The sequence below is a fragment of the Lactiplantibacillus garii genome (assembly GCF_003885105.1).
Lineage (GTDB): Bacteria > Bacillota > Bacilli > Lactobacillales > Lactobacillaceae > Lactiplantibacillus > Lactiplantibacillus garii.
Window position 1 is genome coordinate 14,498 of sequence record NZ_QWZQ01000005.1, and the last position, 14,060, is coordinate 28,557.

At 49.2% G+C, this 14,060-nt stretch carries 11 protein-coding genes; 5 read left to right on the top strand and 6 right to left on the bottom strand.

The genetic code is table 11. The annotated features are described in order from the left end of the window. The first annotated feature begins 85 nt into the window (after positions 1–85). Positions 86–388, top strand: a complete 303-nt coding sequence (locus D1831_RS02345) for a transposase (protein ID WP_125071288.1) — start codon at positions 86–88, stop codon at positions 386–388. A 96-nt stretch (positions 389–484) separates the two neighbouring features. Here D1831_RS02345 and D1831_RS02350 read toward each other — a convergent pair whose 3' ends face one another. Beyond that, positions 485–886: an OsmC family protein gene (locus D1831_RS02350; protein ID WP_125071290.1), complete on the bottom strand. Its 402-nt coding sequence runs from the start codon at positions 884–886 to the stop codon at positions 485–487. A gap of 141 nt (positions 887–1,027) precedes the next feature. Between D1831_RS02350 and D1831_RS02355 the strand changes: the two genes are divergently transcribed. Next, complete coding sequence (locus tag D1831_RS02355; RefSeq protein WP_125071292.1) at positions 1,028–3,469, top strand: Xaa-Pro dipeptidyl-peptidase; 2,442 nt, start codon at positions 1,028–1,030, stop codon at positions 3,467–3,469. A 47-nt stretch (positions 3,470–3,516) separates the two neighbouring features. Here the strand turns inward: D1831_RS02355 and D1831_RS02360 are convergent, their stop codons facing one another. Further along, positions 3,517–5,496: an acyltransferase family protein gene (locus D1831_RS02360; RefSeq protein WP_125071294.1), complete on the bottom strand. Its 1,980-nt coding sequence runs from the start codon at positions 5,494–5,496 to the stop codon at positions 3,517–3,519. Between the two features lie 333 nt (positions 5,497–5,829). Continuing rightward, the gene (locus tag D1831_RS02365) at positions 5,830–6,819 is read right to left on the bottom strand and encodes a biotin--[acetyl-CoA-carboxylase] ligase (RefSeq protein WP_125071295.1); all 990 of its coding nucleotides are present in this window, start codon (positions 6,817–6,819) and stop codon (positions 5,830–5,832) included. Positions 6,820–7,187: 368 nt separating this feature from the next. Here D1831_RS02365 and D1831_RS02370 point away from each other — a divergent pair, with 368 nt between their 5' ends. After that, the gene (locus D1831_RS02370; protein WP_125071297.1) at positions 7,188–8,093 is read left to right on the top strand and encodes a proline-specific peptidase family protein; all 906 of its coding nucleotides are present in this window, start codon (positions 7,188–7,190) and stop codon (positions 8,091–8,093) included. 122 nt (positions 8,094–8,215) lie between these two features. Here D1831_RS02370 and D1831_RS02375 read toward each other — a convergent pair whose 3' ends face one another. Next, complete coding sequence (locus tag D1831_RS02375) at positions 8,216–9,976, bottom strand: thiamine pyrophosphate-dependent enzyme (protein WP_125071299.1); 1,761 nt, start codon at positions 9,974–9,976, stop codon at positions 8,216–8,218. 864 nt (positions 9,977–10,840) lie between these two features. Further along, positions 10,841–12,148 (bottom strand): NCS2 family permease, encoded by a 1,308-nt coding sequence (locus D1831_RS02380; RefSeq protein ID WP_125071301.1) that lies wholly within the window; start codon positions 12,146–12,148, stop codon positions 10,841–10,843. A 228-nt stretch (positions 12,149–12,376) separates the two neighbouring features. Here D1831_RS02380 and D1831_RS02385 point away from each other — a divergent pair, with 228 nt between their 5' ends. Continuing rightward, entirely contained in the window at positions 12,377–12,538 is a 162-nt protein-coding gene (locus tag D1831_RS02385; RefSeq protein ID WP_125071303.1) for a hypothetical protein, read from the top strand. A 28-nt stretch (positions 12,539–12,566) separates the two neighbouring features. Here the strand turns inward: D1831_RS02385 and D1831_RS02390 are convergent, their stop codons facing one another. Beyond that, positions 12,567–13,046, bottom strand: a complete 480-nt coding sequence (locus D1831_RS02390; protein WP_125071305.1) for a MarR family winged helix-turn-helix transcriptional regulator — start codon at positions 13,044–13,046, stop codon at positions 12,567–12,569. A gap of 179 nt (positions 13,047–13,225) precedes the next feature. Between D1831_RS02390 and D1831_RS02395 the strand changes: the two genes are divergently transcribed. Then, complete coding sequence (locus tag D1831_RS02395) at positions 13,226–14,035, top strand: LicD family protein (protein ID WP_125071307.1); 810 nt, start codon at positions 13,226–13,228, stop codon at positions 14,033–14,035. Positions 14,036–14,060: the final 25 nt, after the last annotated feature.

Here is a 14,060-nt window from a genome sequence, read left to right on the forward strand (position 1 = left end):
GCGTTTTTGATTACCGCCACAAGCGATGACAGCGGTTCCACTTTAGGGTATGATTAGGGCAAATAACTAAAGGAGCGTGATTTAGATGCTGACCCCCAAAATGATTCACGACGATATCAGTACGCACCACGAACAATTTTTAACCATTTTAGAAAGGAACCCGTGGTTGATTCCGACGCTAACGACCCTCCACGTTATTCCGGTCGCCATCGCGGTCCACGGTTTATGCAAAAACCGGGCCCTGAGTAAACAGCTCAAGATCGAACGTGAAAAAACTAAACAATTAGCGCTGCAACAAGTGGATAAAGTCGCCACCGTTGCTGAAAAGCACCAGTGTCACTTACCCTTACCGGCAAAGTTAAAGGCCCATTTACATCCCAACGATTAAGTCTTGCATTAACAATCAAAACAAAATAAAACAAGTTCAGCGTTGCGCACCCACCGTCCGAAGCGCTGAACTTATTTTTTTACGCTATTCAGCTAGTTACAGGTGAATTTTAACGTTGACTGACGCTCCCAGTAACTTTGCGACCGGACAGCGTTGTTCCGCCAGGGCTAACCAGGCACTCGCCGTGGACTGATCCGCTTCGGGAATGGTCACCTGCGCGTCCAAAAAGAACTGGTAGCCAAACCGGTCGCGGGACATTTGGACGGTCGTCACGACCGTACTTTGGTGGGGCTGGTCATGCTCCCGTTCAATCGCTTCGAGCGTTGCGTTTAAACAGGTACTCAAAGCCAAACCTAAAAGCTGTTCCGGATTAGTCCCCGCCGCCGAACTTAACGGACTGGAGACGGCCACGCTCAAACCGTCGGGAACGTACGCCCGGCCCCGTAATCCATCCGCATTGATTGCCTTAGTCGTGTATAAAACTGGAAATTTTGCCATCCGATTTACCCCCAACGTTAAGTTAATTATCTTTAGTTATCAAAGTAGCACAAACTTCACCAACTGTCCGCTAGAAACATTGGCAGACTTGTAAATAGCGGTATAATGTTAGGTAAATTAAACTTTTAGAGGACGTTTGCCATGATAAATAATCAATTTGCGATCGTACCGACCGATTCGGAAGCGGCTATCGCAGAACTCACTAAGATTCACTTCATTACACCAAAAATGGAGGCACTGACGACGGTTCCCGCCGTTTACCGGGCCTTACTTGAAAAGAGCTTTCCAGAAGTTAAAACGGCCAGTGGTTTAAAACATAAGTTTGCGAACTTAATGGCGACCAGCCAGCACGATTTAAACGAGTGGCTAACTAACGCCACCGTTGTTAACAACCAGGTCTTTTATAACGTGGGACTACAATTACTCGGCTTCCTACCCGGCCAGGACTTTGACTTAGCCGACCCGCTGCTCGCGATGCGCGACATCCACCTGCCGATGGTTGGTGATAGCGCCTTTGACCGCGAGGCACTCTACTACGCGTGGTACTTACTACTTAACACCCGCGGTAATAACGGCCAAACGTTAATTGAAGCCCTGACCGCCCGCGGCTTTTTCGTACCGTTCTACCAACTGCCCAACGCCCAAAAACCGCTGTTTTTTAACGGTAAAGCCCAAGCGGTGTTCAATACGAACGATTTGATTCGCGACGTGGTGTACGTGGAAGCCCCGCTGGACACTGACCATAACGGCCAGCGCGACCTGTTGAAGCTCGAAATTTTGCGCCCCGCCGAAACCGCCACCGGGCTCAAAGTACCGGTTCTGTACACCGCTAGCCCGTACAATCAGGGGATTAACGATCACGCCGGCGACGCCCAAATGCACAACGTTGACGTCCCGTTAACCGCCAAGGAACCGGATCATAACACTTACGCCGACGTGGCCTACCACCCCCAACCGGCTGACCTGCCCGCGGCTCGGCCAGTCAAAGAAGTTAGCGCCGATGCCGAAGAAACCTTTGGCCGCGAAAAGTCTTACACCTTAAACGACTATTTCTTAGCCCGCGGGTTTGCCGTGGTTTACGCGGCTGGAATCGGTTCCGTCGACTCCGACGGGTTGGCGCCCACCGGCGACGTTGATGAGACAACGGCCACGGTCGCCATTATCGAGTGGCTGACCGGTAAACGCAACGCCTTTACCAACCGGGATGGCGACGTGGCCATCAAGGCTTGGTGGACTAACGGCGCGGTCGCCATGACCGGGCGCTCATACTTAGGGACCCTCGCCACCGCGGCCGCTACGACCGGAGTCGCCGGCTTAAAGACCATTATTTCCGAAGCCGCCATTTCAAGCTGGTACGACTACTACCGGGATAACGGCCTCGTCGTTGCACCGGACACTTTCCAGGGCGAAGACACCGACGTATTAGCGGCCGAAGTCTTTTCACGCAGTCTCAAAGCCGGCGACGCCCACCGCATCCAGGCCCGCTTTGACGAAAAGCTGGCCGAGCTGACTAAGGACCAGGACCGGACTACCGGGAGTTACAACCAATTCTGGGACGAACGGAACTACCTTAAAAACGTTGACAAGATCAAAGCCGACATCGTGATGGTCCACGGACTAAACGACTGGAACGTCAAACCGCGCAACGTGGCCAACCTGTGGGATAAATTGCAGGACGTACCGGTCACTAAAAAGCTGATCCTGCACCAGGGACAACACATTTACATCAATAACTTGCAGTCCCTCGACTTTACCGACATGATGAACCTCTGGCTCAGTCACGAGCTTTACGACTTGGATAACCACGCCGACGCCCTGCTACCGAACGTCTTAGTTCAGGACAACACCGCCGCCGAAACGTGGCACGGTTATGATAATTGGTGGCAAGACACTGACCAGTCCCTCGACTTTAAGGTTCAATACAAGGAACTGGTTCCTGCCGACCACCAAGTTGACCAGCGGGCGGCCCACTTTACCGATAAGTTGCCGGATAAGCTGTTCGAGCACTACAAACAGGACTTGAATGCCTGGCAGACCGACTTGTTGAGCGAATCCAAGACCAACCCGTTATACGACCACCGCTTACTCTTTAAGTCGTGGCAAGCGCCTAGCGACCAATTACTAGTTGGCCGGCCGCACGTCCAGGGTTCGGTCGCCGTTAACAAGGACTTTGGAATGTTAAGCTTCATGCTGATCGACTTCGGCCAAGCTAAACGCCTGACCGTCAGTCCCCAAATGATCGCGGCTAAGGCCCTCGACCTTGGTTTCCACTGGCGCGAAGACGACTTAAAGGACTTCAAGCTAGCCCCAGCAACACCGTTTAAGATGATCACGAAGGGCCACTTGAACTTACAAAACCGCCACCACCCGTGGCACGCAGAAGCCATCCAACCAAACGAGTTCTACAACTTTGAACTGGACCTGCAGCCCATTTTCCACCACCTCTTAAAAGGGCACCAAGTTGGACTGGTCATCTACGCGACCGACATGAAGATGACCGTCCGGGGAAATCAGGACTTGCAGTACTCGTTGAACCTTAACGACATTCAACTGCACGTACCAGTTAAACCCATCAATAACTAAAATTGACCAACAAAAAATGGTTGAGGAAAACTTCCTCAACCATTTTTTTAATTATTAACTTTAGCGATCTGCTTAGCAATTAAACTAGTCAGGTGCCGGTTTCCAGTGGGGTTCGGGTGCACGTTATCCGCCGCAAACCAACTGGATTGGTTCAACGACGCCTTGTGCCAGTCGACCACGTGAACGTTACTGTGCTTGGCCGCCGTCTTTTTGATCTGGGCGTTGACCTGGTTTTGCCAGCTTTGAGTTGGCACGTGGGCCGTGACCCAGAAAATCTGATGGTCCTTGCCAATCAAACTAACCAGTTGTTCCGCCTGCGCATTCGTAAACGCGCCGTTCGTCCCGATGTTCAACAAGACGTTGTGGGCTAACTGTCCCTGTTGCTTCAACGAGCTAATGATTCCGGGGACGTCGGACACTTGTCGACCAACTTTTCCTTGGACAACGGTTCCCGGAATAACTTGTTGTAAGTCGGACGAAACGTCCAGCAACACGGAATCGCCAACCGCCGTTAAACTGGTCGTTCCCATCGCTAACACGACTTGGGGCTTTAAGTTGTAGTCCTTAACGACCTGTTTTTGCTTGGGTGACAACTTCGCCATGGCCGCCTTAGTCTTCAACTGCTCAGTCTTGACCTTTTCCGAAGCCGCGCTGGCCTTAGCAGCGGCCTTTTGACGTTTCAGGGCCGCCGCGTTCTTCTTGCTGGCGTTCTTCGAATTTTTATCAATGGTCTTTTGTAAATCGGTCTTCTGCGTTGCCGCGGCCTTGCTAGGCTGTTGAACAAACCCGACCGCCGTGATGACAAACAAGATAACCGTTAAACCGGTAATCGTCCCGGTCACCCGGTTAAACTTCGGCTGCCGCATAAATTCCCGTAAATCGACCAATAACCGACTGTAGTCGTAGTGGCGCATTGGGTTTTCGATGAACCGGTAACTTAACTCGGTAACTAGTAAGATCAGCGCAACTTCGATAAAACTGTTAATTAACGGGTGGTCCCCGATGTTTTGAACCTTCGTTTCGTAAAAGATCATGACGGGGAACTGGTACAAGTAGATCCCGTAACTTCGCTGACCAATGTACGTAAACACGGGATTCGTCAACAAGCGGTTCATGTTACTTCCCGGGTGCGCAACGGTCGCCACGAGAACGGCCGACAAGATCGTAAAGAGCAACATGCCGCCCCGGTACGTAAAGTCCGCGGTCCCGGCCATCTGAAAGAACATCCAGATGAGTGCAATCAGTGAAGCGCCGCCTAAAACGTCCAGTGTGATTCGATTACTACCGGCGATGTCCGGCGATAATTCGCGTGACGGCCAGATGAAAGCCAATCCAGAACCAATCAGGATGGCAAACATCCGGGTATCGGTCCCGTAATAAACCCGGTTAGTGTTGGCCGGATCGTACAATAACGCCATGGCTAACGCGGAAATCCCGGCCATGATCATCATGAACCAAAAAATTCGTGAACGTTTTTTAAAAACAATCATCAACAACCCAATAATTAGTGGCCAGAACAAGTAGTACTGTGCCTCAATCGACAGTGACCACAGGTGGGTAAAGGGGGATTCCCCGTTAAACCGGTCAAAATAACTTTGCCCGTGACCAATTTCAAACCAATTATAAACGTACAGTAGGTTGGTCACCACGGTCGCCCGAATGTTCGTTAGTAACGTCCGTTGAAATAGCGTGATGTACGCCGTCGTTGCTAGCAGCATTGTGACCAGTGCTGGGTAAAGCCGCCGCATTCGGTGTCCCAAAAATCGCCAAATACGCACGTGACCATACGTTAACCAGTCTTGTAATAAAATATCCGTAATTAAATATCCAGAAACCACGAAGAAGATTGGTACCCCTAAGTAGCCTCCTTGCAACGACGCCGGCATTAAGTGATAGATGATGACACCGAGGACCGCCAACGTCCGAATGCCATCAAAGCCGGTAATGTAACGGCGGGGACGCATCCGGTGCCGATTCATCCTCGTCATCGTCCGGCTCATGTTAACTCTCCGCAAATTTTCACTCATTTTATAATTACCCCTTGAATTGTTTCTTTTGTATCTACCAAACCCGCTAGTATCCCAATACTTCTACTATAGTCTGTAAACGACCGTATTGACCAGCATAATTAAAACTTCTTTAATTATTTTTATTAACCGCTTTATTTATTAGGCTATTTAAGTATCTACCTAACGAGACATTGTCGGGGCGCTACGTAGCGCCCACTAAAATCTCCCGTTTTTCAGTACAAACCGGTAAACGATTGAACCAGTTGGTGTTCACTTTAAATTCAAGGGTTAGTTGCCTCAATTTACAAGCCCCACGGTACTAAATCACCTAGTCATTAAACCTTTAACTCGTTAGCCATGGTATTGGCCGGTCAATAAATTGACCTTCGTGATCTCACCACTGCTAAATTCTTGGACCCGGCCATCCGTTAGTTGTACGACCAGCGCGCCCGTTTGAGCAATGTCTAACACGACCCCGTCGTAGGTCCGCGCCCCGCTCTTCAAGGATACCCGCTGATTAATGACCATTGATAATTGCCGGTAAAGGGGCATAAAATCCCCACTCCGATAACTCGGATAACGCTCAAAAAAGGTCCGCAATAATTGCCGGATGACCTGATTACGGGTCACCTTCGTTGGATGAGCCAACACGGCACCGGCTTTCGACTGAAGCGGTGACGGAAAGGCCGCGGTGGTCAGGTTGATCCCAATCCCGACGACCACCGTTGAAATTTGCCCCGTTTCCAAGTTTGTGATGCCTTCCGACATAATACCCACCACTTTATGGTGGTTCACTAAGACGTCGTTGACCCACTTTAGTTCTACGGGTACATCGAATAATTGCCGGAGCGTTTGAGCAACAACCACCGCGGTACTGGTCGTTAACAACCCCGCATCCAACGGCTGGTCAGTGGTGACCGGTAGTCCGATGCTTAAATAGATTCCCGTTTCTCCGGGTGAATAAAACGTTCGTCCCGAGCGTCCGTACCCCGCCGTTTGGGAGTCCGCCACCACGACGACCGGTTCCGTTAACGGGGTCCGCGTCGCCATTCGCTTTAAATAAGCGTTGGTAGAGTCAACGGACGGGAGCACGATTAGCTGCACGGCTGGCGTGATATCCAGCCCATTTTGAATGCCAGCGACGCTGAGTTGATTGTTCTCCACGTAGCGGTAACCGCGTCCGTGGCGACTTTCAATCGAGTACCCCGCCGTTTGTAGCCCCTGGACCATTTTCCAAATCGCCGTGCGACTAATATTGAGTTCGTCAGCCAACCGGTCCCCGGAACAGTATTCCGGAGCGTTAGCCATTAATAACCGTAGCACTTCGGTCTGGTTAGCCATGCAAATCTCACCTTTTCCTCATTAGTTAACCCATTATTTCATATTGGTTAACTAACCGCAATTGAATAGAAAAAATGTAATATTACAATTTACTGCGGGTGTCAGTTTAGTCATTTTTCCAGAAATGAAAGCGTTTGTCAAGCCACAATTAAACGGTGGGCAGTGCCCTACCCCGTTCGTTTAATCGCTCTAACGCTTGAATGAGCTAATTGGTCTGGTTTGTGTCCCGTCTTAAAATCAATTCGTTAATACCTTGAATCCTAGTTATCTATTATCCCGCAGATTTAGCCGTGATGCTAGGGGCTTTGACCGTTGCGCGCTAACAGTGGTAAGATAATGGTTAAAATCTTTAGAAATAAGGTGATCATTTGAAACAGGGAACGACGATCATCACGCTGGATAACGGCTACCATTTATGGACCAATACCCAGGGTGAAGGTGACATCCAATTGCTTTGCTTACACGGTGGTCCCGGTGGTAATCACGAGTACTGGGAAAACTTTGGTGCCGAATTAGCCGACCTCGGCGTTCAGGTATCCATGTATGATCAATTAGGATCGTGGTATTCCGACCAACCCGACTATTCTGATCCCGAAATTGCTAAAAAGTACTTGACCTACGACTACTTCCTCGATGAAGTTGAAGAAGTTCGTCAAAAGTTAGGCCTCGACAATTTCTACTTGATCGGTCAGTCATGGGGCGGTGCTTTGACCATGATGTACGCCTTAAAGTACGGTCAACACCTCAAGGGTGCCATCATTTCCAGCATGGTTGACAATATTGACGAATACGTGACCCACGTCAACAAGGTTCGTGAAGACGCCCTGCCCGCCGACGCCGTTGCTTACATGAAGCAAAAGGAAGCGGAAGGCAACTGGGACGACCCGCAGTACCAGAAGTACGTTGACGTCTTAAACGCCGGCTACGTGGATCGTAAACAACCAACGGCGATCCGTCACCTCATTGATACGACCGCTAAGCCCGTTTACAACGCCTTTCAAGGTGATAACGAATTCGTGATCACCGGTAAATTGAAAGACTGGGACGTACGTGACCAGATCCACAACATCAAAGTGCCCACGTTATTGACCTTTGGTGAGCACGAAACGATGCCGCTGGACTCCGCTCGGCGGATGGCCCGCGACATTCCTAATTCCCGCTTAGTGACCACGCCAAACGGTGGCCACCACCACATGATTGACAACGCACCGGTTTACTTCGACCACCTGAAACAATTCATCAAGGACGTCGAAGACGGGAGCTTTAACAAATAACCAATCACAATACAAACGGTGTTTTCTTCGGAAAGCACCGTTTTTTGGTACAAAAAATGGCCACCAACGCGCCTTGGTTCGTCGGTGACCGTTTTGTTTAAATTTTACTTGTTTCCATATAATTAAAGGTTATCGCCGGTCGCCCGTAAAAGTTCACCCAGGGACGGCTGCTGTTGAACGTCAATGTGGTTGGCCTGCGCGTACTCGTCAACCGTTACTTGCCCGTATAACTGTGGATCAAGCGGCATGAAGGCCGTCCCAATCGGATCGTCCTGCTTAATAACGGCGTTTACGACGATCGGCCGTTTATTTCCACCGGCCTGTAATTGTTTGATCTGGTCAAACACGTCTTCCACGTCCTGATTGTTCTTGACGGTAAACCCAATACCACCTAACCCTTCGGCAACTTTAGCCCAGTCAGCATCGGTCAAATCAACCCCGTAGAGGTGCTGCTTGGTATCAACCTGTTCACGGTAAATGAACCCGAATCGCCGGTTGCTAAAGACCACGTTGATCACGGGTAACTCGTAGCGCGCTTCCGTAATGAGGTCCGGCGCAACCATCGCAAAGCCCCCGTCACCCGAAAACGACCAGGCCTGCGCGTCGGGAACACTCAACGCCCCTGCTAAACCGGCTGGCAAGCCAAAACCCATCGTGGCAAACAAACCCGACAGTGCAAACTTTTGTTGGCGATCCATTGGTAACCCCCGCACGGCCCATTCCGAAACGTTCCCGGTATCGACCCCGTAAGTATCCTTCGGACCAACCATGCTGGCGACCTTGGCCATAACGGCTTCGGGCGCCAACCCGTCACCATCGTCTTCGGCCCGGGTCTTTAACCAGGCATCCCAGTTCTGCTTGTTTGTCCGGTTAGCCTTAAGCCAGGCGGTTTCCGGCAAACTTTCACCGGTCGCAACCATGTCCGTTAAGTACGACTTAGCGTCACTAATAACGGCGTAGTCGATTGGAACCATCTTACCAATATCGTACGGGCGATCATTGACCTGCACAATTTTAACGTTTTTCGGCCAAAAACCGGCAAACGGAAATTCGGAACCTAAAAAGAAAATCAAGTCTGCGTGTTGTAGGGCTTCAAACCCCGACTTGGTTCCTAACCGACCGAACGTCCCAATGGCGTTAGGATGGTTGGTTGGCATGACACCGGTCGCGGGTACGGTGTTCATGACCGGCACGTTGAAAGTTTCACTGAACTTAACTAGTTCGTCCCGGGCACCCAGTAATCCCCGCCCCGCGTATACTAACGGGTGTTTCGCTGCTTTGAGCAACTTCAAGGTTGCGGTAATGGCTTGCGGATCAATCGTTTGCTTAAAAGTATTCGCAACGGTGTTCGGTGTTTTGACCGGTTCGTAATCAATTTCTTTAGCGGATAAATCTTCCGGAATAATAACAACGGCCGGCCCCTTCTTTTCATACGCCTCACGAATCGCCTGATTAACCACGTATGGTAACTGTTCCGCGGTTGTCGCGGTACGGTTATACACCGCCACGTCGGCAAACATCGGCGTTTCGTCCATTTCTTGAAAATAGTTCGTATTCATGGTTGGCTGGGGAACCTGACCAACTAACGCCAGAACCGGCACGTGATCCATCTTGGCATCGTACAGACCGTTGAACAAGTGGGTCGCGCCGGGACCGGCCGAACCAAATGAGACCCCGATCGTGCCATTGAACTTCGCGTCGGCCGCCGCGGCTAACGCGCCGACTTCTTCGTGACGAACCTGAATATATTTCATCCGGTCCTTTTCCAGGTACAGTCCTTCCACGGTATGGTTGATCGACCCACCCGGAATGCCGTAGAGGTGGTCAACACCCCACGCTTCCAACACCTTTACCAGCGCTTGTCCTGCTATCATCTTCGTCATATCACTCGCGTCCTTCCGTTACCAGGTAGTTGATTAGCTATCCGAATTAATTTAACAAGGGCATTATAAACCGCTTTCAAGAGTAAACTCAAGCAATAAGACTTACTTTTTGTAAGTGGATTTTGAAATTACTTATGATGACCATTTGTAGGTATCGGATTGCGCAGATGGTCTTTAAGCTAGTGTGAGTACCCGCCTTCCGCTCGGCGCTGACTGAGCTGGAGCGTGGTGGGCACGAGTTGAAGCCCGCGCCGGTCTCCAACCTCGGCCTTTGACATAACGGTCGAAAAAACCGACCGTAAGTCAAATTTCACCACTGAGCCCATCAGCGCGGTCGCTCCCGGCTTAAACTGGTCGTTGGCGCCACGACGGATAAAACATTTTGAGATTTAATAACTGGTCATTTCAAGCTTTAAGTACTAACCGGTAGCAAAGATTCAACTGAGTCACAGCCTTTCAATAAAGTCTTTTACGTTCATCATAATTACTACTCGCCCTACATTATAGGCAAACGGACCAATACATAATCAAAGGGTATTAATCTGTCATTCAGTTTAAAATAAGTCTTTTTCTTATTAAGGTAATAACCTTGATGTTAGCCTTAGCGTGTTATCCACCCGGAAGGCGGCGTAATATCGATCGTTAAGCGACCAATAACGTCATCCCATAATAAAAAATGACAGAGTGTGCCAAAAGTCGGTTAGCGGGTGAGCATTAACGGCGTATGTCAAATAATCCTGGGCTTGGATTGTTTGACATACGTGGTTAAGCGGAGCCCGCTGACTTTTGAAACCCGTTTCGACAATAATTGTTCGGGGATAAAAGAGAGGCTGTGACTTTTGTCACAGCCTCTCTTTTATGGCTTTAAACGTTTAATATCCAGAGATAAATAATAAAGATGAAGAAGAGCACGTACATTAACGGGTGGACTTCTTTAGCGTGCTTAGTGGCAACCATGGTGATGACGTAGGTGATGAAACCTAACGCGATCCCGTCGGAGATACTGTAAGTCAACGGCATTCCAATAACGGTCAGGAAGGCGGGCACGGCAATTTCAAAGCGTTCCCAGTTAATTTGTTTCAAGGATTCGGCCATTAAGACCCCGACAATAATTAGTGCCGGTGCGGTCACTTGGCTAGTAACCACGTTTAACAGTGGTGAGAAGAATAACCCGAAGAGGAACAGAATCCCGGTAACCACGGCACTCATCCCGGAACGACCACCAACGGCGATCCCAGCGGACGATTCAACGTAGGCGGAAGTTGGCGACGTCCCTAAAACGGAACCAACTAACATGGAAGTTGAATCAGCCATCAGGGCTTTCCCAACCCGAGGCATCTTGTTATTTTTCATAAAACCGGCTTGTTCGGCCAAACCCACTAAGGTACCGGCCGTATCAAAGAACGTCACCAGTAAGAAAGTCAAAACAACGATGATCAGTTGTAACGAATTAATGTCCCCAATGTGACCTAGCGCGACCCCAAAGGTTGGCTTGAGTGATGGCGCAGCAGAAACAATGGTTGACGGCATTTTAATGAGCCCAGTAACTAACCCAAGAATGGACGTTAAGACCATCCCGATAAAGATCCCACCCGGAACCTTCCGACTCATTAAGATCAACGTGACGATCAAACCGAAAATGGTTAACCAAGTCGTCCCCACGGTTAAGGAACCTAACCCAACTACCGTAGACTTGTTGGCAACGATCAGGCCCCCACCGTGTAGCCCGATAAAGGCAATGAAGAACCCGATCCCGGCGGAAATTGCTAACTTCATATCCCGGGGGATGGCGTCAATGATCATTTCCCGTAACTTAAAGATGGTGATCAACATAAAGATGACGGCGGCAACGAACACGCCGGCTAAAGCGGTCTGCCACTTAACGCCCATCCCAATAACGACGGAATAAGTAAAGAAGGCGTTGACCCCTAACCCGGGTGCAATGGCAATTGGATACTTCGCTAACAGACCCATTAATAAACAACCCAACGCGGACGCTAACGCGGTGGCGGTGAAAACCGCCCCCTTATCCATTCCGGAAGCCCCTAAGACGCTGGGGTTAACGAACAGGATGTAAGCCATGGAAACGAAAGTCGTTAGTCCTGCCAACATTTCCGTTCGCATGGACGTTTTCAATTCTGAGAAATTAAAATATGCCGCTATTTTATTCATGATTCCCTCCAAATATTAAAAATAATAGAAATAGCACAATTGTAAACGTTCGTGTTTTCGTTCCTTATCACAAAATTAATCCTAACATTGTTCTTAGTTAAAAGCAATATCCGAACACTAAATAATTTACCAGAACTTTTTTTCAATTTTTAAATCAAAAGGCGCTGCGTTAAAATGGAATTGTTATAAGGAGTGTTTTATAAAAATCGTTTGGGGAGTGTGATTGATTTGGCTAATTCCAAGGTTAGTGCCATCTTTTTTCTAATCTTATACGCCGTCTTACTCTACTTCGTTTTTACCATGAATAACATGATAGCGATGTACATTATGGCCATCGGCATGTTTTTAGAAGCCTGCGAAGGCGTATATTGCAACTTCTTTAAACACTAAAAAAATCCGGGAATATTCCCGGATTTTTTTAGTGCGCAACTGGCCGTGGGTGGTCTTGACCTTGCCCAAGCTGCGTCACCTGTTCGCAAAAGCCCGCCATCATCTGTAAAACCTGTTCAATTTGGTCGGCCCCTAGTTGGTGGACCCACGTATCAAAGTGTTTGCTGATCGCCTGGTTGACTAAAACCTCAACTTGCTGACCACGTTCGGTCAGGTGCAAGTATAACCGGCGCCGATCTTGTGGATCCGGCACCTGGAAAACGTAGTGCTGTGTTAATAACGCTTTGACCTGGCGCGAAATGGCACTACGCGTCACCTGCCGTTGCACGGCGATATCGTTTAACGTCACCTGATCAGTGGTTGCGATCCGCCGCATGATCAAAAATTGTTCAAATGAAAGTTTATTTTGACTTAACGGCCAGGCGACCAAGTCCATCATGGTCTTAGTAGTATCCTGATACGCGTCAAAATACTTATTTAAAAGTTGCCCTAATTCAATATTTTTCATGATTATTACCGTCACCCCATTGACTTTGAATTAAATATAACACGCCTTTAACTAATTTACAGTGATTGACCCGGCATTGACCGCTTTTTACGCACGTAAGGCATCCTGCCTAACATTTTACGGGACTAAAGGAGTATGATAATAGGTAGTGAAACGCTTACGAGAAGGAGATGATCCAGATGGCCCTCACACCCTTGCACCGGGTCGAATTACGCCTGATGCAAACCGTTATTCAGATTTGTGACGCCGAAAACATCGACTACTTTTTAATTGGTGGCTCGTTACTGGGAGCCGTCCGTCATCAGGGTTTCATCCCCTGGGACGACGACATCGACATCGGTATGCGCCGCAGCGAATACCAACGGTTTATCGCGGTCGCAAACCAGCACCTTGATCCGGACCAATTTTTCTTACAAACCGGTGCCAGTGATCCCGACTACGCACTGAGCTATATGAAACTGCTGGACGTCAATACGTACATTGAAGAAAAAAACAACGTTAACAACGCCTTCAAGGGTGTCTTTGTTGATATTTTTCCGTTTGATAAGATTCCGGACGACGAGGCCCTCCGGCGGTCGCAAATGATGCACTTCCGCCTTGAAGACGCCGCCATCCTACTTAAACTCAACTACAACTTCGTTAAAACCCCGTTGCGGAACCGTCTAACCAAGCACACTCCCCAACAGTTGGCCGAAGTGAACGGACATAAGCAGGACCGGGAAGGCTACATGCGCCTCTACGAACAATCCGATTCACGCACCTATAAAAACTTAGCCTCGCAGTATGACTACGACAAGGAGATTATGTCGTATCAGGAATTAACGACGTTGCGAGTCGTTCCCTTTGAGACCCTGCAAGTTAAAATTCCCCGGGCCTATGATCAAATTTTGACCCGGATGTACGGTGACTATCACCAGTTGCCACCGGTTGACCAGCGGGTTGAAAAACATCTGAACAAACTAATTATTAACAATCACGAAATCTTATAGTCATAACTAGCGTGGTTCGGACGTT

What these genes read in the sequence shown, in the direction of transcription:
- D1831_RS02355 (WP_125071292.1), top strand. Translation starts at nt 1,028, where the DNA reads ATGATAAATAATCAATTTGCGATCGTACCGACCGATTCGGAAGCGGCT.
- D1831_RS02360 (WP_125071294.1), bottom strand. Translation starts at nt 5,496, where the DNA reads ATGAGTGAAAATTTGCGGAGAGTTAACATGAGCCGGACGATGACGAGG.
- D1831_RS02395 (WP_125071307.1), top strand. Translation starts at nt 13,226, where the DNA reads ATGGCCCTCACACCCTTGCACCGGGTCGAATTACGCCTGATGCAAACC.
- D1831_RS02380 (WP_125071301.1), bottom strand. Translation starts at nt 12,148, where the DNA reads ATGAATAAAATAGCGGCATATTTTAATTTCTCAGAATTGAAAACGTCC.
- D1831_RS02350 (WP_125071290.1), bottom strand. Translation starts at nt 886, where the DNA reads ATGGCAAAATTTCCAGTTTTATACACGACTAAGGCAATCAATGCGGAT.
- D1831_RS02375 (WP_125071299.1), bottom strand. Translation starts at nt 9,976, where the DNA reads ATGACGAAGATGATAGCAGGACAAGCGCTGGTAAAGGTGTTGGAAGCG.
- D1831_RS02345 (WP_125071288.1), top strand. Translation starts at nt 86, where the DNA reads ATGCTGACCCCCAAAATGATTCACGACGATATCAGTACGCACCACGAA.
- D1831_RS02365 (WP_125071295.1), bottom strand. Translation starts at nt 6,819, where the DNA reads ATGGCTAACCAGACCGAAGTGCTACGGTTATTAATGGCTAACGCTCCG.
- D1831_RS02390 (WP_125071305.1), bottom strand. Translation starts at nt 13,046, where the DNA reads ATGAAAAATATTGAATTAGGGCAACTTTTAAATAAGTATTTTGACGCG.